This window comes from Phorcysia thermohydrogeniphila, assembly GCF_004339575.1.
Lineage (GTDB): Bacteria > Aquificota > Aquificia > Desulfurobacteriales > Desulfurobacteriaceae > Phorcysia > Phorcysia thermohydrogeniphila.
Map to the genome: position 1 here is coordinate 219,157 of NZ_SMFV01000002.1, position 20,980 is coordinate 240,136.

General features: G+C 45.1%; 22 protein-coding genes. 12 read left to right on the top strand and 10 right to left on the bottom strand.

Going from position 1 to position 20,980, the window contains the following annotated elements:
• The 4 genes from CLV27_RS03755 to argJ are packed head-to-tail and all read right to left on the bottom strand — an operon-like array spanning position 1 to position 4,249.
• Positions 1–870: a hypothetical protein gene (locus tag CLV27_RS03755; protein WP_132525956.1), complete on the bottom strand. Its 870-nt coding sequence runs from the start codon at positions 868–870 to the stop codon at positions 1–3.
• A gap of 2 nt (positions 871–872) precedes the next feature.
• Entirely contained in the window at positions 873–1,913 is a 1,041-nt protein-coding gene (gene hemE / locus CLV27_RS03760) for a uroporphyrinogen decarboxylase (protein ID WP_132525958.1), read from the bottom strand.
• Positions 1,910–3,019: a radical SAM/SPASM domain-containing protein gene (locus CLV27_RS03765; RefSeq protein WP_132525960.1), complete on the bottom strand. Its 1,110-nt coding sequence runs from the start codon at positions 3,017–3,019 to the stop codon at positions 1,910–1,912. The genes hemE and CLV27_RS03765 overlap by 4 nt, the downstream gene beginning before the upstream one ends.
• Before the next feature lie 54 nt (positions 3,020–3,073).
• On the bottom strand, positions 3,074–4,249 hold the full coding sequence (gene argJ / locus CLV27_RS03770) for a bifunctional glutamate N-acetyltransferase/amino-acid acetyltransferase ArgJ (protein WP_132525962.1): 1,176 nt from the start codon (positions 4,247–4,249) through the stop codon (positions 3,074–3,076).
• 81 nt (positions 4,250–4,330) lie between these two features.
• On the opposite strand from argJ, the gene CLV27_RS03775 reads away from it, so the two are divergent.
• Positions 4,331–7,126: an EAL domain-containing protein gene (locus tag CLV27_RS03775; RefSeq protein ID WP_132525964.1), complete on the top strand. Its 2,796-nt coding sequence runs from the start codon at positions 4,331–4,333 to the stop codon at positions 7,124–7,126.
• On the opposite strand, the gene CLV27_RS03780 is transcribed toward CLV27_RS03775, so the two are convergent.
• A complete protein-coding gene (locus CLV27_RS03780; protein ID WP_132525966.1) occupies positions 7,113–8,168 on the bottom strand; it encodes a PilZ domain-containing protein in 1,056 nt (351 codons plus the stop codon). The genes CLV27_RS03775 and CLV27_RS03780 overlap by 14 nt on opposite strands.
• A gap of 53 nt (positions 8,169–8,221) precedes the next feature.
• Between CLV27_RS03780 and CLV27_RS03785 the strand changes: the two genes are divergently transcribed.
• From CLV27_RS03785 to fliK, 3 genes are read left to right on the top strand one after another with little or no spacing between them, the layout of a single operon-like run.
• Positions 8,222–9,310 (top strand): tRNA (guanine-N1)-methyltransferase, encoded by a 1,089-nt coding sequence (locus CLV27_RS03785; RefSeq protein WP_132525968.1) that lies wholly within the window; start codon positions 8,222–8,224, stop codon positions 9,308–9,310.
• Complete coding sequence (gene cysK / locus CLV27_RS03790) at positions 9,282–10,193, top strand: cysteine synthase A (RefSeq protein WP_132525970.1); 912 nt, start codon at positions 9,282–9,284, stop codon at positions 10,191–10,193. The genes CLV27_RS03785 and cysK overlap by 29 nt, the downstream gene beginning before the upstream one ends.
• A 20-nt stretch (positions 10,194–10,213) precedes the next feature.
• Positions 10,214–11,260 carry a flagellar hook-length control protein FliK gene (gene fliK / locus CLV27_RS03795; RefSeq protein ID WP_132525972.1) on the top strand — a complete coding sequence of 349 codons (1,047 nt, stop codon included), beginning with the start codon at positions 10,214–10,216 and terminating at the stop codon, positions 11,258–11,260.
• Here the strand turns inward: fliK and CLV27_RS03800 are convergent.
• Both CLV27_RS03800 and rpmE read right to left on the bottom strand, forming a co-directional pair.
• Positions 11,238–11,639 carry an FAD-dependent thymidylate synthase gene (locus CLV27_RS03800; protein ID WP_132525974.1) on the bottom strand — a complete coding sequence of 134 codons (402 nt, stop codon included), beginning with the start codon at positions 11,637–11,639 and terminating at the stop codon, positions 11,238–11,240. The genes fliK and CLV27_RS03800 overlap by 23 nt on opposite strands.
• A 1-nt stretch (position 11,640) precedes the next feature.
• Positions 11,641–11,847: a 50S ribosomal protein L31 gene (gene rpmE / locus CLV27_RS03805; protein ID WP_132525976.1), complete on the bottom strand. Its 207-nt coding sequence runs from the start codon at positions 11,845–11,847 to the stop codon at positions 11,641–11,643.
• Positions 11,848–11,919: 72 nt separating this feature from the next.
• Here rpmE and CLV27_RS03810 point away from each other — a divergent pair, with 72 nt between their 5' ends.
• From CLV27_RS03810 to CLV27_RS03840, 7 genes are all read left to right on the top strand, one after another.
• A complete protein-coding gene (locus CLV27_RS03810) occupies positions 11,920–12,543 on the top strand; it encodes a DedA family protein (protein WP_132525978.1) in 624 nt (207 codons plus the stop codon).
• Positions 12,518–13,309 (top strand): tryptophan synthase subunit alpha, encoded by a 792-nt coding sequence (trpA, locus tag CLV27_RS03815; protein WP_132525980.1) that lies wholly within the window; start codon positions 12,518–12,520, stop codon positions 13,307–13,309. Before CLV27_RS03810 ends, trpA begins: the two co-directional genes overlap by 26 nt.
• A 10-nt stretch (positions 13,310–13,319) precedes the next feature.
• Positions 13,320–13,556 (top strand): twin-arginine translocase TatA/TatE family subunit, encoded by a 237-nt coding sequence (tatA, locus tag CLV27_RS03820; protein WP_132525982.1) that lies wholly within the window; start codon positions 13,320–13,322, stop codon positions 13,554–13,556.
• Between the two features lie 7 nt (positions 13,557–13,563).
• On the top strand, positions 13,564–14,319 hold the full coding sequence (gene tatC / locus CLV27_RS03825; protein WP_132525984.1) for a twin-arginine translocase subunit TatC: 756 nt from the start codon (positions 13,564–13,566) through the stop codon (positions 14,317–14,319).
• 45 nt (positions 14,320–14,364) lie between these two features.
• Complete coding sequence (gene rho / locus CLV27_RS03830; RefSeq protein ID WP_132525986.1) at positions 14,365–15,636, top strand: transcription termination factor Rho; 1,272 nt, start codon at positions 14,365–14,367, stop codon at positions 15,634–15,636.
• Positions 15,633–16,244: a D-sedoheptulose 7-phosphate isomerase gene (locus tag CLV27_RS03835; protein WP_132525988.1), complete on the top strand. Its 612-nt coding sequence runs from the start codon at positions 15,633–15,635 to the stop codon at positions 16,242–16,244. Before rho ends, CLV27_RS03835 begins: the two co-directional genes overlap by 4 nt.
• 80 nt (positions 16,245–16,324) lie before the next feature.
• Entirely contained in the window at positions 16,325–17,119 is a 795-nt protein-coding gene (locus CLV27_RS03840) for a 2-amino-3,7-dideoxy-D-threo-hept-6-ulosonate synthase (RefSeq protein ID WP_132525990.1), read from the top strand.
• A gap of 59 nt (positions 17,120–17,178) precedes the next feature.
• Here CLV27_RS03840 and CLV27_RS03845 read toward each other — a convergent pair whose 3' ends face one another.
• Both CLV27_RS03845 and CLV27_RS03850 read right to left on the bottom strand, forming a co-directional pair.
• Positions 17,179–18,609, bottom strand: coding sequence for an aldehyde dehydrogenase family protein (locus tag CLV27_RS03845; protein WP_132525992.1), 1,431 nt, complete (start codon positions 18,607–18,609; stop codon positions 17,179–17,181).
• Position 18,610: 1 nt separating this feature from the next.
• Positions 18,611–19,327, bottom strand: a complete 717-nt coding sequence (locus tag CLV27_RS03850; RefSeq protein ID WP_132525994.1) for a metallophosphoesterase family protein — start codon at positions 19,325–19,327, stop codon at positions 18,611–18,613.
• 32 nt (positions 19,328–19,359) lie between these two features.
• Here CLV27_RS03850 and CLV27_RS03855 point away from each other — a divergent pair, with 32 nt between their 5' ends.
• Positions 19,360–20,319: an amino acid--tRNA ligase-related protein gene (locus CLV27_RS03855; protein ID WP_132525996.1), complete on the top strand. Its 960-nt coding sequence runs from the start codon at positions 19,360–19,362 to the stop codon at positions 20,317–20,319.
• Here the strand turns inward: CLV27_RS03855 and CLV27_RS03860 are convergent.
• The gene (locus CLV27_RS03860; RefSeq protein ID WP_132525998.1) at positions 20,294–20,869 is read right to left on the bottom strand and encodes a UbiX family flavin prenyltransferase; all 576 of its coding nucleotides are present in this window, start codon (positions 20,867–20,869) and stop codon (positions 20,294–20,296) included. The two genes, CLV27_RS03855 and CLV27_RS03860, sit on opposite strands and share 26 nt — an antisense overlap.
• Between the last annotated feature and the right edge of the window lie 111 nt (positions 20,870–20,980).

Sequence of the window (20,980 nt, forward strand, 5' to 3'; positions counted from 1 at the left end):
TTATTTACACACCTTGAATTTTATCCCTAACCAAACGGCCGTTTTCCTTAAATCTGGATGACCGTTAAGGAGGAGACTTAACTCTTTCAACGAGATTGGAAGAACGGGGTAAGCTATCAGCTCAATGCAGTGAGGGTTTTCTATGAACTCAATTAACGGTTGACCTATTCTCTCCATTAGTACCTTATCCTTATTGATACTTTCGTTGATTGACGTGATGAGTTTTTTCTTAAGTTCCTCTACGCTTATCCCTTCTTCCAAAGCCTGCTGTTTGAAGTACTCGTGCACAAAACCCCTATCCTTGTACTTAAGGGCTAAATACTCAATCTTAGTTTCCCTAATGGTTCTTCTCTCTGATATTACCCCTGCGAGAGCTCTTTCCAGCTTCCTCTTTGAAAGGTTTTTGAGCTTGCAGAGTAAAGAGAGGTCTCCAAGGGAGGAGACAGAAGTTTTCAACATTACCTGTAAGCTGTCGTCTTCAAAGGAGTAACCGGTTACTAAGTTTACTATCGTTCGCGGGGTGTTCGTTATTCCGATTAGGCTGCTTGGGAACTCAAGGCCTATAACCTTTATCAGCATACGGTCGGGGAGCTCCTTCTTCCTCGCTGTAAATGGAAGGTCTATCTCTACGGCTTTGACGGAAATGTTCATTCCAAGGATATTGGTGTTTATGTCTTTGAGGGTTATAGTGTTTTTGAGGAGACTGTAGTCTATCTCAGCGCAGGAGACGTTGAAGGGGAGCTCCTTAATTCTTTTGCTGAACTTCTCTACAAGTTTTGCTTCAATGTAAGTTTCAAGGGCAAAATAGGAAGAAACAACTGCACCTATAAAGAGCAAAAATACGAGGATAGCCTTTGCCCTGTTTTCCATGGCTAACCTTTGAGTTCCTTGCTTATTCTGTGGACTGTGTCAACTAAGAACTTGGCCTTCTTCGGGTCTGTCTGGGGCAGTATCCCGTGTCCCAAGTTAAATATGTGTCCCCTTGCCTTTAGTCCTTCTTCTAAGATTTTCCTAACCTTTTCTTCAATTGTTCTCTCATCGGCAAAGAGGGCTACAGGGTCAAGGTTGCCCTGAATGGACTTATCTATCCTCTCAAGGGCAAAGGAAATTTCCGTCTTCCAGTCAAGGCCTATTACGTCCACGTTTAACCTGTTGTTGACTTCTAAGAGGTGGGAGGAGTTTACGCCAAAGTGGATTATCGGCGTTTCTGGATGTCTCCTTTTTAGCTCGTTGACTATTCTCTCCGTGTAGGGGAAGACGAACTTTTCGTAGTCTTCTTTGGAGAGAACTCCCATCCATGAATCAAAAATCTGGACGATGTCAGCGCCGGCCTCTATTTGGGCGGACAGGTACTCTATTACCGTGTCTGTCAGCTTGCTCATAAGGGAATCCCAAAGTTCTGGGTTGTTCCACATTGTACTTTTAGCAGCTATGTAGTTTTTGGAGCTCCCCCCTTCCAGCATATAGCTTGCAAGCGTAAAGGGTGCGCCGGAAAAGCCTATTAAGGGTCTATCCGTTAGTTTCTCCTTTATTATCTGAATTGTTTCAAGGACGTACGGTAAATCTTTCTCAGGCTCTGGAATTTTTAGCCTCTCAACGTCGTCAACAGTTTCAATTTTTGGATTTAGAACAGGGCCTTTCCCTTCAACAAACTGAACGTCAATCCCCATCTTCTCTACTGGAACTAAGATATCAGAAAAGAGTATTGCAGCGTCAACACCAATCTCATCAATTGGAATTAGTGTTACCTCTGCTGCAAGCTTAGGGTTCCTGCATAGGTCCATAAAGCTGCCCGCTTGTTCTCTTATCTTCCTGTAACGTGCAGAGTACCTTCCTGCCTGTCTCATAATCCAGATTGGAGTAAAGTCAGTCTTCTCTCCTCTTGCTGCTTTAAGGAGTGGGTAATCCTTCATCTGTCCTCCGTCTTTTCTTTGTTCTTCCTCATTTTCACCGGGATATACCTGCAGATAGGGTCTTCCTCCATGTAGTCGCCGTGCTCCCAGTAGGCGCGGACTCTACAGCCGTTACAGATCTTCACGTACTCACAGGAGCCGCAGCGTCCTTTAAACTCCTCTATTTTTCTCATGTCCTGCATAATCTTTGATTCAAACCAAGCTCTGTCAAAGGGAACGTCAAAGACGTTTACGTCCGATATGGGGAAGTAGCTACAGGGTCTAAGCCAGCCGTGGCAGTCTATGTAGGCGATGTACTGGCCTGCAACGCATCCCTTTCCTCCACCGGTTCCAAAGGAGAGGTTTCTCCTCTTTAGGTTTAGTCCATCCCTCTTGGCGTTCTGATTGAAGATTCTGTAGTAGTGGGGAGCACAGGTTGGACGAACCAAGATTGTATTATCTCCTTTTAGGATTAACTCCTTCTCAAGCTCGTAGTGCCAGTTGAGCCAGTATTCAGCTTCCTCTGCATTGAGGAGCTCCGCATTTGCCTCCTCTCCCCTTCCTACCGGTAGGACTAAGAACATATACCAAGCTCTTGCTCCAATTTCCCTTGCCTTTTTGTAAACGTTTGGAATGTCAAAGGCGTTCCTTTTGGTGAAGGAGGAGTTTATGAGGAAAGGAATTCCGTGTTTTTTAAAGAGCTCTGCCGCCTTCATTACCCCTTCGTAGGCTCCCGGCTGCTTTCTGAAATCGTCGTGTATCTCGGGAGTTGAACCGTCTAAGGAGAGGGAGACCATCTTTATTCCGACCCTTTTCATCTCGCGGCAGACTTCATCGTCAACGAGGGTTCCGTTCGTCGCTATGCACATCCTAAAGCCTTTCTCCGTTCCGTAGGCGGCAATGTCCCACACGTCTTCCCTTAGGAGGGGCTCTCCGCCTGTGAGGACGATTGTTGGCTTTGAGAGCTTGGCTATATCGTCCATTAGTTTTTTAGCGTCTTCAAATGAGAAGTGTCCTTGCTCAGACTCCATCGTTGAGGCGGAGCGGCAGTGGATACACTTTAGGTTACAACGCCTTGTTATTTCCCATGCAATCCATTTAGGAAGGAATTCTTCTTTTGTTGCCATCTTAACCCCTTGCTAAATGTTCTTAAAGTTCTGAAAGTTTACCAAACATTTAAGTTATGTCCTGTACTCCGCGTTAATCCTTACGTATTCGTAAGAAAGGTCGCAGGTTAAGTACTCAAAGCTTTCATTTCCTAAGTTCAGGTTCAGCTCTATTGTAATCTCGGAGCTCTCCTTCATGTACTTATAAACCTCTTCTTCAACGTAGTCAGCCCTTTCGCCTTTAAAGAGGAGGAATTTGCCGATGTAGAGCTCCACCTTCTCCTCTTTTATCCCTACTCCCGCAGCTCCCGCCGCTGCGATGATCCTTCCCCAGTTGGGGTCGCAACCAAAAATGGCCGTCTTTACAAGTGGTGAGAGGGCTATTTTCCTTGCAACGGCTCTTGCTTGCTCCTTTGTCTCTGCACCTTTAACCACTATCTTGGCTACCTTTGTAGCTCCTTCGCCGTCCTTAACTATCTGGTATGCAAGTTCTTTAAGCACCTTTGTAAGGAGCTCCTTAAACTCCTCGTAGTTTTCCTCTGTAATGGTGACGTCCGATTTACCTGTGGAGAGCAGAAAGACGCAGTCGTTGGTACTCATATCTCCGTCAACAGTGATTGCGTTAAAGGAAACGTCAACAGCTTCTTTTAAAGCCTTCTGGAGGAGCTCAGGAGGAACTTTTGCGTCTGTTGCTATAAATGAGAGCATTGTTGCCATTGCAGGGTCTATCATTCCGGCACCTTTAGCGATTCCTCCGATGACGTAACCCTTACCTTCTGCAAAGGCCGTTTTCGGAAAGGTATCCGTCGTCATTATTGCCCTTGCAGGTTCTTCTCCTTTAGCCTTTCCAAGGTTCTCTGCTGCTTCCTTTATCCCCTTTTCTACCCTATCCATTGGGAGGAGCTCTCCAATGACGCCGGTTGAGGCGACTAAGAAGGGAGCTCCTTTTCCGGAGTAACGGCCTGCGAGTTCTGCCATCCTTTGGGCGTCTCTAAGACCTTGCTCTCCAGTGCAGGCGTTTGCGTTCCCGCTGTTTGCAACTATACCGTTTACCTTGCTGCTAATACCTTTTGAGAACTTGATAGGAGCGGCCTGCACGTCGTTTCTCGTATAAACGGCCGCAAAGACAGAAGGGGTTTCTGTTACTATCAAAAGGGTGTCTGGCCTATCCAGTTTTTTCTGTGTCTTTTTTATTCCTCCAAAGCCAGTTCCACACAAGATACCGGGAACTTCTGCTATTCCCCTTTTCAACACTTCCTCCGAGTATAGTTTAGTAAGATAGTAGAAAGATTCTAACATCCTTTGAACTCTAAACCAGTTTGTGAGGTCTATTTGGAGCTCTGGAAAAAGCTTTCTATGCTCTACTTCAGGTTCTGGAACAAGTTCTCTATTAGAGCAAGAATACTAATGCTTATTTCTCTTGTTATCTTTCCTATGGTTTTAATGACGGGAAAGTCCGTTTATTCTGGAATATCTAAATATATCAAGAAAGACAAAGAGTTAAGATGTATTGAACATATAAAACATCATATATACATCGTTTCACTACTTCAGAAGCACAGAGGACTGTTATCTATCTACCTTAATGGTGATAAAAGGGTAAAGGAACGAGTTCTGGATTTGGAGCGGGAAATTAAGGAACAGTTTAAGGAGTGTTTGAGGAGGTGCAAAGAACCTGAAAAGAAAAAAGATTTAGAAAAGATGTACCTGCAGTTTAAATCTCTTCTTCTCTCTTCCTTTTTGGAAAAAGGGTTTTCTGCTAAGGAGATTTTTGATAGACATACTTTGCTTATCAGCAGATTGTTGGAGTTTGCGAAGGACGAGGCAATAAAGGATGGGCTATTAGTGGATTCTGAACCTTATATCAGGACTTTGGCAGATGTAGCGCTAATAGAACTTCCGCAGCTTACCGAAATCATTGGAAGAGTTCGTGGGCTGGGGAGCGGGATTCTTGCCAAAAAGAAGCTGGAGGAGGAAGAAAAGGAAGATATAGTAGAGCTCTACAGGCTTCTTTCTGGCTACAGGAGCGTAGTTGGCTGGACAGTTAATAATATCCAGCTACCCCAAGGTATACACGTAGAGTTTCACGATGTTCTTGCAAAAGTTGACAATTACCTTGATTTTGTAGAGTTATCCTTCATTATAAAGTTTAACTCAACTCTTGACCCGATTAGTTTTTTTGACAGGTCTTCTGAGATTATTGATAGGGTTTATAGCCTCTACGATTCTTTAACTGATTACCTTCAGAGTTTTCTAAAAGAGAGAAAAAAGGTTTACTTGGGCTCTTTTACGGTAGAAGCTCTCGCATTAATCCTCTTTTCTTCGTTTTTAACCTGTACTGCGGTTACTATTTACAGGACTATTGGCCTTTCGCTTAACGAGATACTTAGGGTTGCTGATGGAATTTCTCGGGGTGATTTTGATGTTAAAGTGGAGATTTCTGATAGAAATGAATTTGGAAGAGTGGCAAGGGCCCTAAATACAGCCCTTGAAAGGTTAAAGGAAACAGTAACCCTCCTTAAAAATTATAAGCTTGCCGTTGATGAGAGTAATGTTATCCTGAAGACAGACTCTCAGGGAATAATAACTTATGCTAACAAAGAGTTTGAAAAACTTAGTGGTTATAAAGCCTCTGAAGTTACTGGAAAGCATTTAAGTTTTGTTTTTGAGACCTTTACTGACAAAGATACCTTTCACGATGTCCTTAAGGCAGTAAAAGAGGGGAAACTGTGGAAAGGGAGGCTTGTAGGCAAAGGTAAAGCAGACAAAAAGTGTGTTGTTGATACGACGATTGTTCCTATTTCTAAGGAAGGAAAAAAGATCATTGAATTTGTTGTAATCTGTCACGATGTCACTGAGCTTGAAGAAAGTAGGCAGAGGCTTTACCATCTCCTCAACTATGATACCGTAACTGGGCTGCCCAATAGGAACAAGTTACTGGAGGATATCTATAAGGCAGAATATCCTGCTATTTGCGTTCTGGACATTTCTGACTTCAACCATTTAAACGAACTTTTTGGAGAAGAGCAAGGTGATGCAATTTTAGAGCAAGTAGGAAAAGAACTTAAGAAGTTTAGCAAGAACGTTCTCCCTTACAGGGTTCAGTCCGATGAGTTTGCTCTCCTGTATGACCTCGGAAAGAAGAGCCTTACGAAGGAGGAGTTTCTGGCCTTTTGTAGGGAAATAATAAATGCACTTGAAAACGCTGCCTTTAGGTGTGGGGACGTAGACGTTTTCCTTAACTTTAAGGCAGGATTTGCTGCTACTAAGGAGAATAAGAAGAACTTACTGGCCTACGCTGAAATGGCTCTAAATGAGGCAAGGAGAAGGAGGGTGAAGATTTTTGAAATGTCCTTCGGTCGTCACTCTTTTGATTACCTGAAAAACATGCTGTGGATAAAGAAAGTTAGAGGAGCTCTTGAGGATCACAGAATTATTCCTTTCTACCAGCCTATTTACAATAACGCTACTGGAAAGGTTGAAAAGTTTGAAGCTCTGGTTAGGATGGTTGACGAGGATGGCCATTTCGTTTCTCCCGGTATGTTTCTTTCGGTTGCGAAGAAGGCAGGTATTTATCCCGACCTTACCCGTGAGATGTTCAGGCGCGTTCTGGAAGATTTTGAAAACTTACCTTTTGATGTTTCTGTCAACATATCCTTTGAGGACCTGCTTTCAGAAAAGACTGTAAACTTTATTCTGGATGCACTCAAAAGGTTCCCTTCTCCGGACAGGTTAACTTTTGAGATTCTGGAAACAGAAGAGATAGAGAACTACAGCTTACTGCACGATTTTGTTTCAGAGATAAAAACTTTTGGCTGTAAGTTTGCTATTGATGACTTTGGAACCGGTTATTCAAACTTTGAAAACTTAATGAAACTTAGGGTTGACTACCTGAAGATAGATGGTTCAATAATTAAAAGGCTACCGGAGGATAGAGGAGCAAGGGCCTTGACAGAGGCTATTGTATCTTTCTCCAAGGAGCTTGGGATAAAAACGGTTGCGGAGTTTGTTTCCAGCGGTGAAATCTTTGAGCTGGTTAAGGAAATAGGAATAGACTACTCTCAGGGCTACTACTTTGGAAAACCGGAACCAATAGATGTTGTAAAGAGAAAGTTTAAAAAGCTTTGAGTTCTTTCAGAATCTCAAACTGCCTCCTCATTATGTACTCGGAGATAGCTTCCTCTTCTTTGGGCTTAAGGTGGAACTGAATTCCCATCCTGTAGAGCTTGTCCTGCTCAGTAATGTACCTAACCTCACCATCTACTATCATTCTCTTTCCATCAAGCGGAAAGGATACTTTTACTTTGTTGCCCGGAAGGAGTTCAGGATTTACGTGGAAAAGAACGCCTATCCCGCCGATGGATATATCTGCGACAATTCCGGTAAGTTTTCCTCTTTCGCTTTCAACGACAACGCTGAAGCTCTCCTCGGGCTCAACCCTTACGTACTTTCTCTTCTCCTGAGGTATCTCCTCAAAGGAGAGGTTTGATATTTTTATCTGTTTCCTCTCAGGGTGGAACTCTATGACTTCGGCCTTTACAGGCTTTGGAGCGTTGGATATTTTGAGGTACGTAATCTTAGACTCGTAGAAGGCTTTAAGGTAAGAGCAGTTCTCCAAGGATAGCGTTATACCTGACTCCTCTGTCTGGACGACCGTGGCGTTACAGGCTACGGGAACCTGTTTAAAGAACGTTATTGCCTTTACTGGGATTTGTTTTTCCTTTATGAGGGAGAATACATTCATGAACGTCTTCTTGACCGCCTTTTCGCCGGCCTTCTCAGATTCTTTCCTCAGGGCTTCTATGTATTCTCTTTGAACTCTTGTAGCTTCAACTAAGTAGCTTTCTACATGTTCAATGAGCCTTTTGAGCTCATCTATGGAAGGAGATATTGTGATTAGGTGGTCTACGTAGTCCTTTATCAGTATCATCATTGATTTTGTGAGGCACTCTGAGAAGTCAACGTTGCTTTCAAGGGCTTTTTTTAGGAGCTTGTGAAACTTCTCCTTAGAGTTCAGTATAAAGATGGTGTCGTATATGTTAATAGCTAATGTCCTGACTGCGTTTTCTGAGAGGATGCATCTTGAGAGCTTCTTGCTCTGTTCTACGAATGTTTCAGTGAACTTTTCCTTGTATTCTGAGATAAATTTTTCGGATAAAATCTTTCCCATCTGTGAGACTCCTGAAAAGGTGATGGTTCAAATTCTACCAGATTGGAAGGGACATGAAGTTCAAGAGACCTAAGTGCCTCGTAGCAGAGAGACTGAAGGAGGAGGGTCTTAAAAGGCCAAAGCTCCTGTTTTACCCCGGCAGAGGAGATGTCTTTAACAGGATTGCCTATAAGCTCGTGAAGGGTGAGCTGGGAATTCTGAAAGAAGAGGAGTTCGGAGAGAGCATTCTGCCGGGGAAGGTCGTGGGCGAGTGCGACGGAGTGGAGCTCCTTGCTCTACGAGGAGATGTAAAGCCGGACTCTGCAGTTGTCAAGGCGAGAGGAAGCGTTGACTTTAGCGGTATAAGCTTTAATTACCCTACCTTTGCCGTTGATATGTCTCTTTTTGATAAGCTCCTTCCTTCAGAGAGAAAGAGCCTTATGGTTCAGCTTGAGATAGCCTACGGAGTTATTAAGGATTATTTGACCCCCGAGAATTTCATCGTCACCTCTGCAGGTGACGAAGCTATCAAGATACTGGAGGAATTTTTCTATCCATCTGTTCCGTTTCAGCTTTACAGCTCCCTGCCGAAAGTAGAAAACGTCATAGTCCTTGACCCCTTCGGAGATGAGGAGTTTACACACGAGGAGGTGACGCCGGATACCCTCATAGTAGTTGGTGGTATCGTTGACAGTAGCGAGAGGATGAAGGGAGCAACCTTGCAGATACTCCCCAACGTAAAGCACAGGCGTATAACCTATAAGGGAAGCCGGGAGATTGTTCCGGACAGGATAAACGAAATCGTTAAGATTGTCTGCCAGTACCTAACGGAAGATATAACCTTAGAGGAGGCGGTAAGGAGAAATATAACAAGGGATGCAAGGCTTCGCTTTGTAAGGAAGGAGCTCCAAAAGAACTTGGTTCGCTTCCTTGTTAACGGAGAGCTCTTAAGGGGCATTCCTGAGGAGCTCTATTTAAAGTGGAAGGAGGAGTTTGAACTTTCCGATTTCTTCTTCAGGAAAGGGGCAAAGCACGTTGGAGGTTTTATAGTCTTTAGGCCTTCGGTTTTTGATAGAGTTATAGGTGAGACGAAGAGGAGGAAGAAGAGAGTTTTTGTTTTGGGGGAATTAAAGGATGAAGACATTGTTGCGGTCTATCCTTGAAGAGGTAGGGAATACGCCCCTTTTAAGGGTAGAGATTGAAGGCGTTGAGCTTTTCTTGAAGCTGGAGATGTTTAACCCCGGAGGTTCTATAAAGGACAGGGTTGCCCTTGCAATTATTGAGGATGCAGAAAGAAGAGGACTTTTAACGCCTGACAAAATTGTCATAGAGGCTACGAGCGGTAACACCGGCATAGGCCTTGCACTGGTGTGTGCAGCGAAGGGTTACCGGTGTGCAATCGTTATGCCGGAGAACATGAGTGAGGAGAGGAAAAAAATCCTGAAAGCCTACGGGGCAGAGCTAATCCTGACACCGGCAGAGGAAGGAATTCCGGGAGCTGTAAAGAAAGCAAGGGAACTCGTTGAGAATAACCCGGAGCTCTACTTCCCTGCCAAGCAGTTTGAGAATCCTGTGAATCCAGAAGTTCACTACAGGACTACCGCCAAGGAGATACTTGAACAGATGGGAGTTGTTCCGGACGTTTTTGTTGCCGGTATCGGAACGGGCGGGACGTTTACGGGTGTTTCAAGGCGCTTTAAGGAGGTAAATCCAGACTGCCTCTGCGTTGCCGTTGAACCTGATACGTCTGCCGTTATCTCTGGAAAACCGGCAGGTCCTCATAAAATTCAAGGAATAGGTGCAGGGTTTATTCCGGCCGTTTTAGATACCTCACTGATTGACAGGGTAGAGACAGTTTCTTACGAAGAGGCTAAACGGTATGCAAAGCTCTTAGCGTCAGAATTTGGGATTCTCTCAGGAATTTCTTCTGGGGCTAACGTTGCCGTTTCTGTAAAGGTTGCTAAGGAGACGGGGAGAGTCAAAAGGGTTGTTACGGTACTTCCCGACACTGGAGAGAGGTACCTCTCTACCGACCTTTTTGATTAACTGAATGAAGGGGATGGAGCTTGGAGATAAGGCGGATAGAGGGGATTGTCCCCCTTGAGGGAATTTCAAGGAACCTTCCTCAAAAGTTGGAGAACTTTTCCTACCACGATATGAAAAAGCTCCTCTCAACGATTTCTTCGGGAGCGCAGAAAAAAGGTGTAGAGGAGGAGCTGAGCTCTCTCCTTATAAAGGCGACGTTTGAGGGTTTTACCCCAGAAGGTAAGGCAAAGCTTCGCTCAGGACACTTAATCCTGATTGCAGACGTTGAGGTTAACAGGGAGTTTAAAATTGGAGAGGAGCTCCTTTTTCGCTTAAAGTCCCTCCACCCTCGGATAGAGCTCTCTCTGGTAAAGGAAGAAGAGCTTTTAGAGACTGTCCTTGGGAAGTTAAGGTTACTTTTACCAAAGTTTTCTGCCGATAGAGTCCTCCTCACCTTAGAGGTTCTAAAAAACCCAAAAGTTCTTAGCTTCCTTGCTAACTACGTATCACTCCACTACCCTGAGCTTAAAGAAGAATTCGGAAAGTTCTTAAAGGGTATCTCCAATTCGCTCAGCAAAACCTTTTTTTCTCCCTTTTCTCTTTTTTCCCTGTTACTTCTTTTAGAGGATGACGTCTTTGAGAGCGTTAAGGAAGAGCTCCCAGAAAAACTTACGAAGGGCTCAATCAAGGAGCTGGTTACTTCCTTCCTATCCCTTCAGTCTGTTTTTGTTGTTAGCGGTATTGTGGTTTTTCCCTTTATCTTTGATGAGGAGTTTAAGGGGGACGTTTACTTTGCGCCTAAGGAAGATGACATTCAGAAGGTTTACGTTGAGGTGGAAACCCGCTTTGGAAGGTTGGGAATTTTTATTCAGCTTCTTAATGAAAGCCTTTCGGTTGAGGCTGTAACGGAGAGTGAAGAGCTCAGGGGAATTTTAAGGAAGAGTGAGGAGTCCTTCAGGAGAGAGCTTGAAGAAGAGGGATTTAAACTTGTCCTCTTTCGGGTTTCTGATGACCTAAGCTACGGTGATGAGAAGAAGAGGGAAATCTTTAAAGGGGAAAGGGGTGTTACTGTTGACTTTTCGGCTTAGGTAGAAAGTCTGGCAGGAACTTTGAAATTTCCTTTGTAAACCTTAGTTCAGGTTTTTCTGCTAAGAGTTCTATCATTGTCCTGAGGTTTAAAGAGACTATGAAACCATCCTCAGTTTCCGTTATCTTTAGGAATGGTTTATCAATCATTATCCTGAATAGCTCCTCTTTAAACGAGTCATCCACTTTAAAGGTCATAACGCCGTGCTCAACGACGGATAGGTGCCCCATTCCCACTACTTTCTTTATTAAACGCCTGTCTTCCTCTTCAGAGTAGCGGGAAAGGAGCTGTTCAAGCGGCAGCCCGGAGTAGCAGACCCGGGCTGCAGTAGCGATAACTTTCAGCATATCGTCGGTTTGGGATAGGAGGGTAATACCCATTTTAGTACTTGCCCTCGTACTTGGCCATAAACTTCTCTACCCTACCCCTCATAACCTTCTGCTTCTGGGTTCCCGTGAAGAAGGGATGGCACTGGTTGCACACTTCAACCCTGATTTCTGGGAACTTGGTGGACCTCGTTACCCACGTGTTGCCGCACGCACAGATAACTCTCGTTTCCCTGTATTCGGGGTGGATGCCCTTTTTCATTTAATGAACCTCCTGATATAATTCGGCTCTGCTGTGCTTGTGAAGTTTAGTTAAGAAGGCTAAGGGTGTCAAGTGGAGCTTGGGAGCCTTGTTGAAGTTTCAACCCAGTTCATAAAGAGCCATCCGGAGCTTGCCTGCTTTTTCCTCTTTTTGTGGGCTTTCCTTGAGACGGGACTTCTGCTTGGTCTCCTCCTTCCGGCTGAAAAGATACTGATTGTCGGTAGCGTTCTCGCCTCAAAGGGCGTTATCCCTCCATCCTCTTTCCTAATCTGTGCAAGTTTTGGGACAGTTCTTGGTTATACGGTTTCCTACCTTGCAGGGTACTTTCTGGGTGAGGAGCCCCTAAAAAAGTACCTATCCTTCTTAAAAGTTTCCCGTGAGGACTTTGAGAGGGTAGGAAAGCTTATAAGGAGGAGAGGAGAGCTTACCGTTGTCTTTGGACGTTTTATACCGGTTGTGAGAGCTGTTCTTCCCGTAGTCATTGGAGCTTTCAGGCCGCCTTTCTGGAAGTTTACCCTCTACAACGTTATAGGAGCTCTTCTTTGGGTTTTATCTTACCTTGTAGTTGGCAACTTGATAGGTGAGTTCTTTTCATTTATCATTAAGCATAAGCTTATCGGCGTTACTGTTCTATCTGCTGCTCTTCTACTCTACTTTTTCTGGAGAAGGTATGGAAAGAATAAGAAACTGCTTTGAATCCCTTGAAGCTAAAGGCGAAAAGCCGTTAATAGTTTACGCAACGGCCTGTGATCCGGACTGTTCTAAGTCGGTAGAGATCTTTAGGTTGCTCTTAGAGTATGCCGACATGTTAGAAGTGGGAATGCCCTTTTCTGACCCTCTTGCCGACGGTCCCACGATTCAGAAGGCCCACGAGAGGGCCCTTTCTTCAGGGGCAAACACGAAGAGAGTTTTTGAGCTCGTTGAGAAATTACGGGAGTTTGAGAGGGAAAAGCCTATACTCCTCATGGGTTACTACAACCCAATTTTCGTTTACGGAGAGGAAAAGTTCATAAGGGACGCAAAGGCTGTTGGCGTTGACGGCTTCATCGTGCCAGACCTTCCTCCAGAAGAGGGGGAGGATTTTGCAAGGAAGGTGAAGTCACTAAAGCTTTCCCCCGTTTTCCTTGCAGCTCCAACCAGCACTGACGAAAGGGTTAGAAAGATTGGAGAGGTTACCGGAGAGTTCATCTACTACGTTTCCGTTACTGGCATAACGGGGGAAAGGGAGAGGCTTGCCTATGAGGAGATAGAGAGAGACATCCGTAGGATAAAGGAAATTACCGGTAAGAGGACTGTTGTAGGTTTTGGCATATCGCGGGGAGAGCACATAAGGGAGATGTATAATACTCCTGATGGCTTCGTTGTCGGTAGCGCCGTAGTTAGGCGGATAGAAAAGGGCGATATGGACGGGCTTAGAGCTCTCCTCAAAGAGCTAAAAGAAGCTACGAAATCATCTATTTAGCGGAGGAAATATGTTTGGTCTTGGAACTCAGGAACTTTTGCTTATTTTTGCGATTGCACTGCTAATCTTTGGGCCTAAGAAACTCCCTGAGCTTGCACGCTCTACTGGAAAGGCCATAAGGGAGTTCAGGAGGGCTTCCTCTGGAATACTTGACGAGGAAGAGGAAAAGAAGTCTGCTGAGAAAAAAGAAAAAGAAACAGTAGCCGAGGCTGAAAAGGTAGAAAAAATAAAGGTCAAGGAACAGTAGCGAGGACATGTCAACAAAGAGAACCGTTGATCCCCACGAAGAACTGCCGGTTACAGAGCATATAGAGGAGCTTAGGCAGAGAATTTTCCGCTCTGTAATAGCTATCGTAGTTGGCTTTCTGGTTGCGTGGCCTTTTAAAAAGGATATACTCCTATTCTTAGAAAGGCCACTACCGGAAAACCTTCAGGGGAAATTAATATTCCTCTCACCTCCAGAGGCCTTCTTCACGGCACTAAAGGTCACGTTTTTTGCGGGTATTCTAATTGCTTTTCCGTACGTCCTCTATCAGGTCTGGAAGTTTATAGAACCCGGCCTTTACGAGCACGAGAAGAAGTTCGCTCTACCCTTTATGTTCTTTTCCATTTTCTTCTTCTTCTTGGGAGCTCTTTTTGCCTACTTCGTTATTCTTCCTTTTGGCCTTAGGTTCCTTTTAGGATTTATGGGAGACCTGTTAACTCCTCAAATCACGGTAGGGAGCTATATATCCTTCGTCATTCAGATGATACTTGCTTTTGGTTTTGTCTTCCTGCTTCCGGTTGTTGTGTGGTTGCTTTCAAAGCTGGAAGTAATAAATTACGTGATGTTAGAGAAGAACAGAAAATTTGCTATCCTTGTAATATTCATAGTAGCTGCAGTACTAACGCCTCCTGATGCTTTCTCTCAAGTGATGATGGCTTTGCCTCTTCTTGGACTTTATGAGCTGAGTATATGGATTGCCAAACTATCTGGAAGGAAGAGAGAGGGAGAAGAGGAATCTTACTAAACAGCTTCACTAAAAATCCCAAACCCTGTTTGGAGGAACGTCTTTATGGCGGAAAATGCTACCCAAGGATTTACTATTGACCAGCTCCAGAAAATGAGCATTTTTGACCTCAGGAAGATAGCCAAATCCCTCGGTATAGACGTTAAGCTCGTCAAGAAGCAGGAGCTTATAAGGAAGATACTTGAGAAGGATGCAGAGAGAAGGGGTGCCATTTTTAGAGTGGGAGTTCTTGAAGTTCTGCCTGATGGTTTTGGTTTCCTGCGCTCTCCAGAAAATAACTACCTGCCAAGCTCAAGTGACATCTACGTTTCTCCTTCCCAGATAAGAAAGTTTGGTTTAAGGACCGGCGACACGATTGCGGGAGAGGTAAGACCTCCAAAGGAAGGTGAGAAGTACTACGCTCTCCTAAAGGTTGACGCGATAAACTGGGAGCCTCCAGAAGTTGCAAAGACAAGACCCCAGTTTTACCAGCTGACACCTCTTCACCCCACCGAGCGCTTCAGGCTGGAGAACGACCCTGCGGAGCTCTCAACAAGGGTTGTTGACCTTATCACTCCTGTTGGTAAGGGACAGAGGGGACTTATAGTTGCTCCTCCAAGGGCAGGTAAAACTGTCCTCCTCCAAAAGATGGCCAACGCTATAAAGACAAACTACCCGGAGACCTACCTCATTATCCTTCTGATAGACGAGCGTCCGGAAGAAGTTACCGATATGAAGAGAAATACCCTTGCAGACGAGGTTATCAGCTCAACCTTTGACGAACCTCCCGAAAGGCACGCTCAGGTTGCAGAGATAGTTATAGAGAAGGCAAAGAGGCTTGTTGAGCATAAAAAGGACGTTGTCATTCTCCTTGACTCTCTCACAAGGCTTGCAAGGGCTTACAATACCCTTACTCCTCCCAGTGGAAAGATACTCTCTGGTGGTATTGACGCCCACGCCTTCCACAAGCCAAAGAGGTTCTTTGGTGCTGCGAGGAACATAGAGGAGGGCGGTAGTCTCACAATAATAGCTACGGCCTTAGTAGAGACAGGTAGTAGGATGGATGATGTTATCTTTGAGGAGTTTAAAGGAACTGGTAACATGGAGATAGTCCTTGACAGGCAGCTTGTTGAAAGGCGTATCTTCCCTGCAATAAACATTCAGAAGTCGGGAACGCGTAAAGAAGAGCTCCTTTTACCTGAGTGGGAGCTCAACCGCGTTTGGATTTTAAGGAGACTCCTTACTTCCATGTCTCCAGTTGAGGCGATGGAGTTCCTCCTTGAAAAGTTGAAGAAATATAAGACCAACGAAGACTTCCTGAAGGCAATGAACGCATGAAGGAGCTTATATACTATTCCTTTGTAGAGAGCGCTGACCTAAAGAGAGCCTTTGTTGAGGAGAACCGGGAAAAGATATACACGGTTTTCCTTGAGATTGCCAAGAGGGTAAAGGAGGGGAGGAAAATACTTCTCTGCGGTAACGGCGGTTCTGCCGCTGACTGTCAGCACATAGCGGCGGAGCTTGTTGGCAGGTTCGGGATGGAGAGAAGGCCGCTGCCGGCAGTAGCTCTCACGACGGATACTTCGATCTTAACTGCCGTTGGGAACGATTACTCGTTTGATAGAATATTTGAAAGACAGGTGGGAGCTCTGGGCGAGGAAGGGGACGTGCTTATAGCAATAAGCACAAGCGGTAATTCTAAGAACGTCATAAATGCTGTCCTGAAAGCTAAGGAGAAAAAGCTTCTTACAGTTGGATTTTCCGGCAGGGACGGTGGCGAGCTTGCAAAAGTAGCCGACCACTGCTTTGTTGTTAAGAGCTTTTCCACTCCCAGAATACAGGAAGTTCACATAACCCTTGGGCACGTCCTATGCGACTTCATTGAGAAATACCTTTTCTCCTATGACAGCTATTTCCCTCCCTTCGGGGAGGGAAGCCAGCAGTAGTTCTCTTTTAGGTCCTGAATAACCTGATAAAATTCCCTAACCTTGAAAATTCCTGAAAATTCCATTTGGAGGTTTCCATAATGAAAATCGGAAAAGAGATAAGAATGGAAAGAATTATTAACAGGGAAACGGGGAACACTGTTATTATCCCGATGGATCACGGTGTTTCAATGGGGCCGATTCCGGGCATTATAGACATCAGGGAGTCAATAGATAAAGTTGCCAATGGTGGCGCTAATGCCGTAATCATCCACAAGGGACTTGTGAGGCACGGTCACAGAAGACGCGGTAAAGACGTTGGACTTATCGTTCACCTTTCAGCAAGTACTGCTCTTTCTCCGAAACCAAACTCAAAAGTCCTTGTTTGTTCTGTTGAAGAAGCTATAAAGCTTGGAGCAGATGGTGTTTCTATCCACGTAAACTTGGGGGATGTGAACGAAGATAAGATGCTTGAGGACTTTGGCAGGATCTCTGAAAAGTGTCTTGAGTGGGGAATGCCCCTTATTGCTATGATGTATGCCCGCGGTGAGCATATCAAGGATCAGTTTGACCCTGACGTTGTTGCCCACTGTGCAAGGGTTGCTGCGGAGCTGGGAGCTGACATCGTTAAAGTTCCGTACACCGGAGATCCAGAGTCTTTCAGGAAGGTAACTGAGGGCTGTCCTATTCCTGTTGTTATTGCTGGTGGTCCAAAGATGGACAGTGACATGGCGATCCTTGAAATGGTTGAAGGAGCAATGAAGGCTGGTGGTAAGGGCGTTTCAATCGGAAGGAATGCCTTCCAACACGAAAATCCGGAGAAAATCGTTAGAGCTATCGCTGCAATAGTCCACGAGGGTAAAACGGCAAAAGAGGCCGCAGAGCTCTTAAAGTAAGGGGGCTTTATCCCCCTTTTTACTTTTTATGTATAGAAGGGCAGGAAAACCTGCCCTAATTAATTTAGATCAAAGCATATAGTCTTAATTTCTGTCATTTCCTCAATGGCAAAGTGGGGGCCTTCCCTTCCTATGCCACTTTCCTTAACGCCGCCGTAGGGCATCTGGTCAACTCTGAAGGTTGGAATCTCGTTAACCATAATTCCGCCGCACTCAACTTCTTCTACGAACTTGAAGGCCGCTTTGATGTTATTCGTAAAGATTCCGGCCTGAAGTCCGTAAGGAGAGTTGTTGACCTGTTTAATTCCCTCTTCAAGTCCGGAGACCCTGTTTACGAGGATTACTGGGCCAAAGACCTCTTTTGAAAAGAGCTTGGCTTTTTCGGGAACGTTTGTAACGATTGTCGGCTCAATGAGGGTATCGCTTAACCTCCTGCCACCACATACAACTTGACCGCCAAGGGCGACCGCTTCCTCTATCCACTCCATAATCCTGTCAGCAGCGTTTTTGTCTATTACAGGTCCAACGTCTGTTTCCTCTTTTCTCGGGTCGCCTACTTTCAGGGTTTTCGTGAACTTTGTTATTTCCTCAACGAACTGCTCAAACAGCTTTTCGTGGACGAATACTCTCTGAACGGATATACAAACCTGTCCGGCAAGGGCAAATCCACCCCTTGCAACTTTTTCGGCAATTGCTGTGAGCTTCTCTTCCTGATCCTCGTCTATATAAACGCCCGCGTTTGAACCGAGCTCCATCGCATACTTTTTAAGCCCGCCACGGCTCATTATTATCTTTCCTGTCTCAACGCTTCCGGTGAAGGTAATCATCCTAACGTCGCTGTTCCTTACAAGGGCGTCGCCGGCCTCCTCCCCGTAACCTGTGACGACGTTTACCGCTTCTGGTGGGAATCCGGCCTCTATAAGGACTTCAGCCAGCTTTATGACCGTTAAAGAGGTGTTTTCAGATGGCTTTATTATCACGCTGTTTCCTGCTGCAAGGGCAGGAGCTACCTTGTGGCAGGTTAGGTTTAGGGGGAAGTTAAAGGGAGTGATGCAACCTATTAGTCCTATTGGAACTCTCCTGTAAAAGCCTACTTTGTTCTTAATTCCGGGAGCTGCGTCAAAGGGGACTTCCTCTCCGAGGACTCTTTTGGCCTCTTCTGCCGCCAAGGTTATTGTATTAACGGCTCTTCCCACTTCTCCCATTGATTCCTTTATGGTTTTACCGACTTCCAACGTTAGGAGCTCCGCAAACTCTGGAGCTCTACTTGAGAGAATCCTTGCCGCTTTCTGAAGACACTGGTAACGTTCATAAGCCGTCATTTTTTTCATCTTTTCAAAGCCTACTTTTGCAGCTTCAACGGCGAGTTTTACGTCTTCTTCTTTACCCCTCGGAATGGTGCCGATTAAGGAGCCATCGTAAGGGAAAAAGATTTCAATCTCTTCATGCTTAAAAACTTTCTTCCCTCCTATGAGCATGTAACCTTTCATCCTACACCCCCGCAAGTAGTCTTGCTGCTAAAAATTCTGGAAGACCTTCTTTCAGTATGGCCTTTGCTGCGCTTTTTACGTCGTAGCTTTTTCTGCGGAAGTAAACCTTACCGTCAGAGACGATTATAAACGAGGCATCAGGGTTCCTGTCCCGTGGTTGACCGACGCTTCCCGGGTTTATTAGGTATCTTCCTGAGCTAAGAGTTATTTCGCTTGCAGAGAGCTTAGCCGCACTTGCACCTTTTAGCTCGTAGGCAACGGGTATATGTGTGTGACCAAAAAAGCACACAGGACGAACCTGTCTTATTAGGGCTGAGTAGGCATCCTCTGCTGTTAAGATGTACTCCATACTTCCCGGAGCTACAGGCGTGTCATGAACTAACTGATAACTTTGGGTAAAAGCCTGAACTCCCTTTTCCATCAACTTGTTTAAGAGGGAGGGCTTTACCATTTCTTTGGTCCAGAGGATTGCCCTTGCAGCGTAATCGTTAAGTGCCGTTATGTCAACAAAGCTTAGAAGGGCAAGCTCGTGGTTTCCGAGGATGAACTGGGAGCAGTTTTCAAGTACCCATTCTAAGCACTCGTTCGGGAAAGCTCCGTAGCCGATAACGTCGCCTAAGCACCATATTTCGTCTACTTTTTCTTTTTGGAGCTCCTTGGCTACTGCCTCAAGGGCGTGGTAGTTACTGTGAATGTCGGATATTATTCCCACTTTCATGACAGTTAAAGTTTATTATGGGAGGCGAGTTAATGGAAGTGGAAATCCTTAGCCTTCGTTCAAGGGCTCTAAAAGCCGTTAGAGACTTTTTCTACTCTCAAGGTTTCTTGGAAGTTGAAACGCCTCTCCTTGTCCCTTATGAAAACCCAGATTCAAACGTTAAAAACGTAAAGGTTCCCTTTCAAGATTTTGCGGGAAAAAGCTACCATTGGTACCTCCACACCTCCCCTGAGTTTTTTATGAAAAGGCTCTTGTGGTACGGTGCCGAGCGGATTTTTCAGGTCTGTAAAGTCTTTAGGGACGGAGAAGTAACGGATACCCACAACGTTGAATTTACTATGGTTGAGTGGTATAGGGTGGATGGAGATTATAGGGTCGGAATGGCCGAAACTCTTGAACTTGTTAAAGCAGTTCTTGAAGCCTGCGGAAAGGTGGAGTTCCTTTTTAAGGGAAAGAAGGTAAAGCCAAGTAGCCCTCTCTACCTGACGGTCTCTGAGGCTTTTAGGGAGTTTGCGGGCGTTAAGGACGTCTTTGACGAGGAGGAGGTAAGATTTTTTTCTAAGGAGGAAAATTACGAAGATGGATTTTTTAAACTTCTCGTTGAGAGGGTAGAGCCGGCTCTTTCTGAGGTTGACGTTCCTGTTTTCCTCTACGACTACCCTAAGAAGTTTTCTGCAATGGCTAAGGTAAAGGGAAATTTTGCCGAGAGGTTTGAGCTCTACATTGCGGGTCTTGAGGTTGCCAACGGTTACACGGAGCTAACAGATTTTGAGGACTACAGGAGAAAGTTCCTTGAGAAGGGAGAAAAAGCTGTAGATTTAGGTTTTTTGGAACTCCTACGCCGAAAGCCTCTGCCTCCTTGTGAGGGAGTAGCTCTTGGCTTTGATAGGTTACTCATGCTCATTTTGGGAGCTCCCAAGATTAGTGATGTTATACCCTTTACGGTTAAAAGGTTGACAGGAGAGATTACTTCCCTTTCCAGTCTTCCGTAAGGTTAAAACTTCTGCCGGTAAGTAACCTTAAGGCCTTTTCAACTACGAAATCAACGAGCTCCATAAGCGATGATGGTTTGCCGTAAAAGCCGGGACATGCCGGGAGGACGGTAGCTCCTGCATCTATTGCTTTGAGCATGTTCTCCACGTGAATTCTGTTTACCGGCGTTTCCCTGAAAACGAGGACAAGAGGTCTTTTCTCTTTAAGCGTGACATCGGCTGCTCTGTGAATCAGGTTGCTCGTTACTCCATTTGCTATGTGCCCTAAGGTTCCTGCTGAACACGGGATTATTACCATTCCTTTGGTTCTGTAGGAGCCGCTTGAGGGGGGAGCAAAGAGGTCTTCTGGACTAAAGAGGTTAACCTGACTTTTTGGGAGCTCCCTAACAAACTCCTCGGGTTTTAGTCCCGTCTCATATTCAAATACTCTCTTCCCCGTCTCGGAGAATATCAGGTCAACGCCGTAACCGTGAGTTACCAAGACTTCAACGGTTCTTTTACCGTAAATAGAGCCGCTCGCGCCTGTTATTCCTACTACTATTCTCTCCACCGGTTTTTTCTCTCCTCTTCTCTTCCAAGGTGTGTTTCCAAGCTAAGATAGCGAATGAAAGGGGAAGAGCTATTGCTATAATAGTGCAGATTATTCCGAGAATGGTGTTTT

What these genes read in the sequence shown, in the direction of transcription:
- CLV27_RS03840 (WP_132525990.1), top strand. Translation starts at nt 16,325, where the DNA reads ATGAAAATCGGAAAAGAGATAAGAATGGAAAGAATTATTAACAGGGAA.
- CLV27_RS03785 (WP_132525968.1), top strand. Translation starts at nt 8,222, where the DNA reads ATGAAGTTCAAGAGACCTAAGTGCCTCGTAGCAGAGAGACTGAAGGAG.
- CLV27_RS03780 (WP_132525966.1), bottom strand. Translation starts at nt 8,168, where the DNA reads ATGGGAAAGATTTTATCCGAAAAATTTATCTCAGAATACAAGGAAAAG.
- rho (WP_132525986.1), top strand. Translation starts at nt 14,365, where the DNA reads ATGGCGGAAAATGCTACCCAAGGATTTACTATTGACCAGCTCCAGAAA.
- CLV27_RS03850 (WP_132525994.1), bottom strand. Translation starts at nt 19,327, where the DNA reads ATGAAAGTGGGAATAATATCCGACATTCACAGTAACTACCACGCCCTT.
- CLV27_RS03755 (WP_132525956.1), bottom strand. Translation starts at nt 870, where the DNA reads ATGGAAAACAGGGCAAAGGCTATCCTCGTATTTTTGCTCTTTATAGGT.
- hemE (WP_132525958.1), bottom strand. Translation starts at nt 1,913, where the DNA reads ATGAAGGATTACCCACTCCTTAAAGCAGCAAGAGGAGAGAAGACTGAC.
- CLV27_RS03855 (WP_132525996.1), top strand. Translation starts at nt 19,360, where the DNA reads ATGGAAGTGGAAATCCTTAGCCTTCGTTCAAGGGCTCTAAAAGCCGTT.
- CLV27_RS03835 (WP_132525988.1), top strand. Translation starts at nt 15,633, where the DNA reads ATGAAGGAGCTTATATACTATTCCTTTGTAGAGAGCGCTGACCTAAAG.
- CLV27_RS03765 (WP_132525960.1), bottom strand. Translation starts at nt 3,019, where the DNA reads ATGGCAACAAAAGAAGAATTCCTTCCTAAATGGATTGCATGGGAAATA.
- tatA (WP_132525982.1), top strand. Translation starts at nt 13,320, where the DNA reads ATGTTTGGTCTTGGAACTCAGGAACTTTTGCTTATTTTTGCGATTGCA.
- rpmE (WP_132525976.1), bottom strand. Translation starts at nt 11,847, where the DNA reads ATGAAAAAGGGCATCCACCCCGAATACAGGGAAACGAGAGTTATCTGT.
- trpA (WP_132525980.1), top strand. Translation starts at nt 12,518, where the DNA reads ATGGAAAGAATAAGAAACTGCTTTGAATCCCTTGAAGCTAAAGGCGAA.
- CLV27_RS03845 (WP_132525992.1), bottom strand. Translation starts at nt 18,609, where the DNA reads ATGAAAGGTTACATGCTCATAGGAGGGAAGAAAGTTTTTAAGCATGAA.
- cysK (WP_132525970.1), top strand. Translation starts at nt 9,282, where the DNA reads ATGAAGACATTGTTGCGGTCTATCCTTGAAGAGGTAGGGAATACGCCC.
- tatC (WP_132525984.1), top strand. Translation starts at nt 13,564, where the DNA reads ATGTCAACAAAGAGAACCGTTGATCCCCACGAAGAACTGCCGGTTACA.
- CLV27_RS03800 (WP_132525974.1), bottom strand. Translation starts at nt 11,639, where the DNA reads ATGGGTATTACCCTCCTATCCCAAACCGACGATATGCTGAAAGTTATC.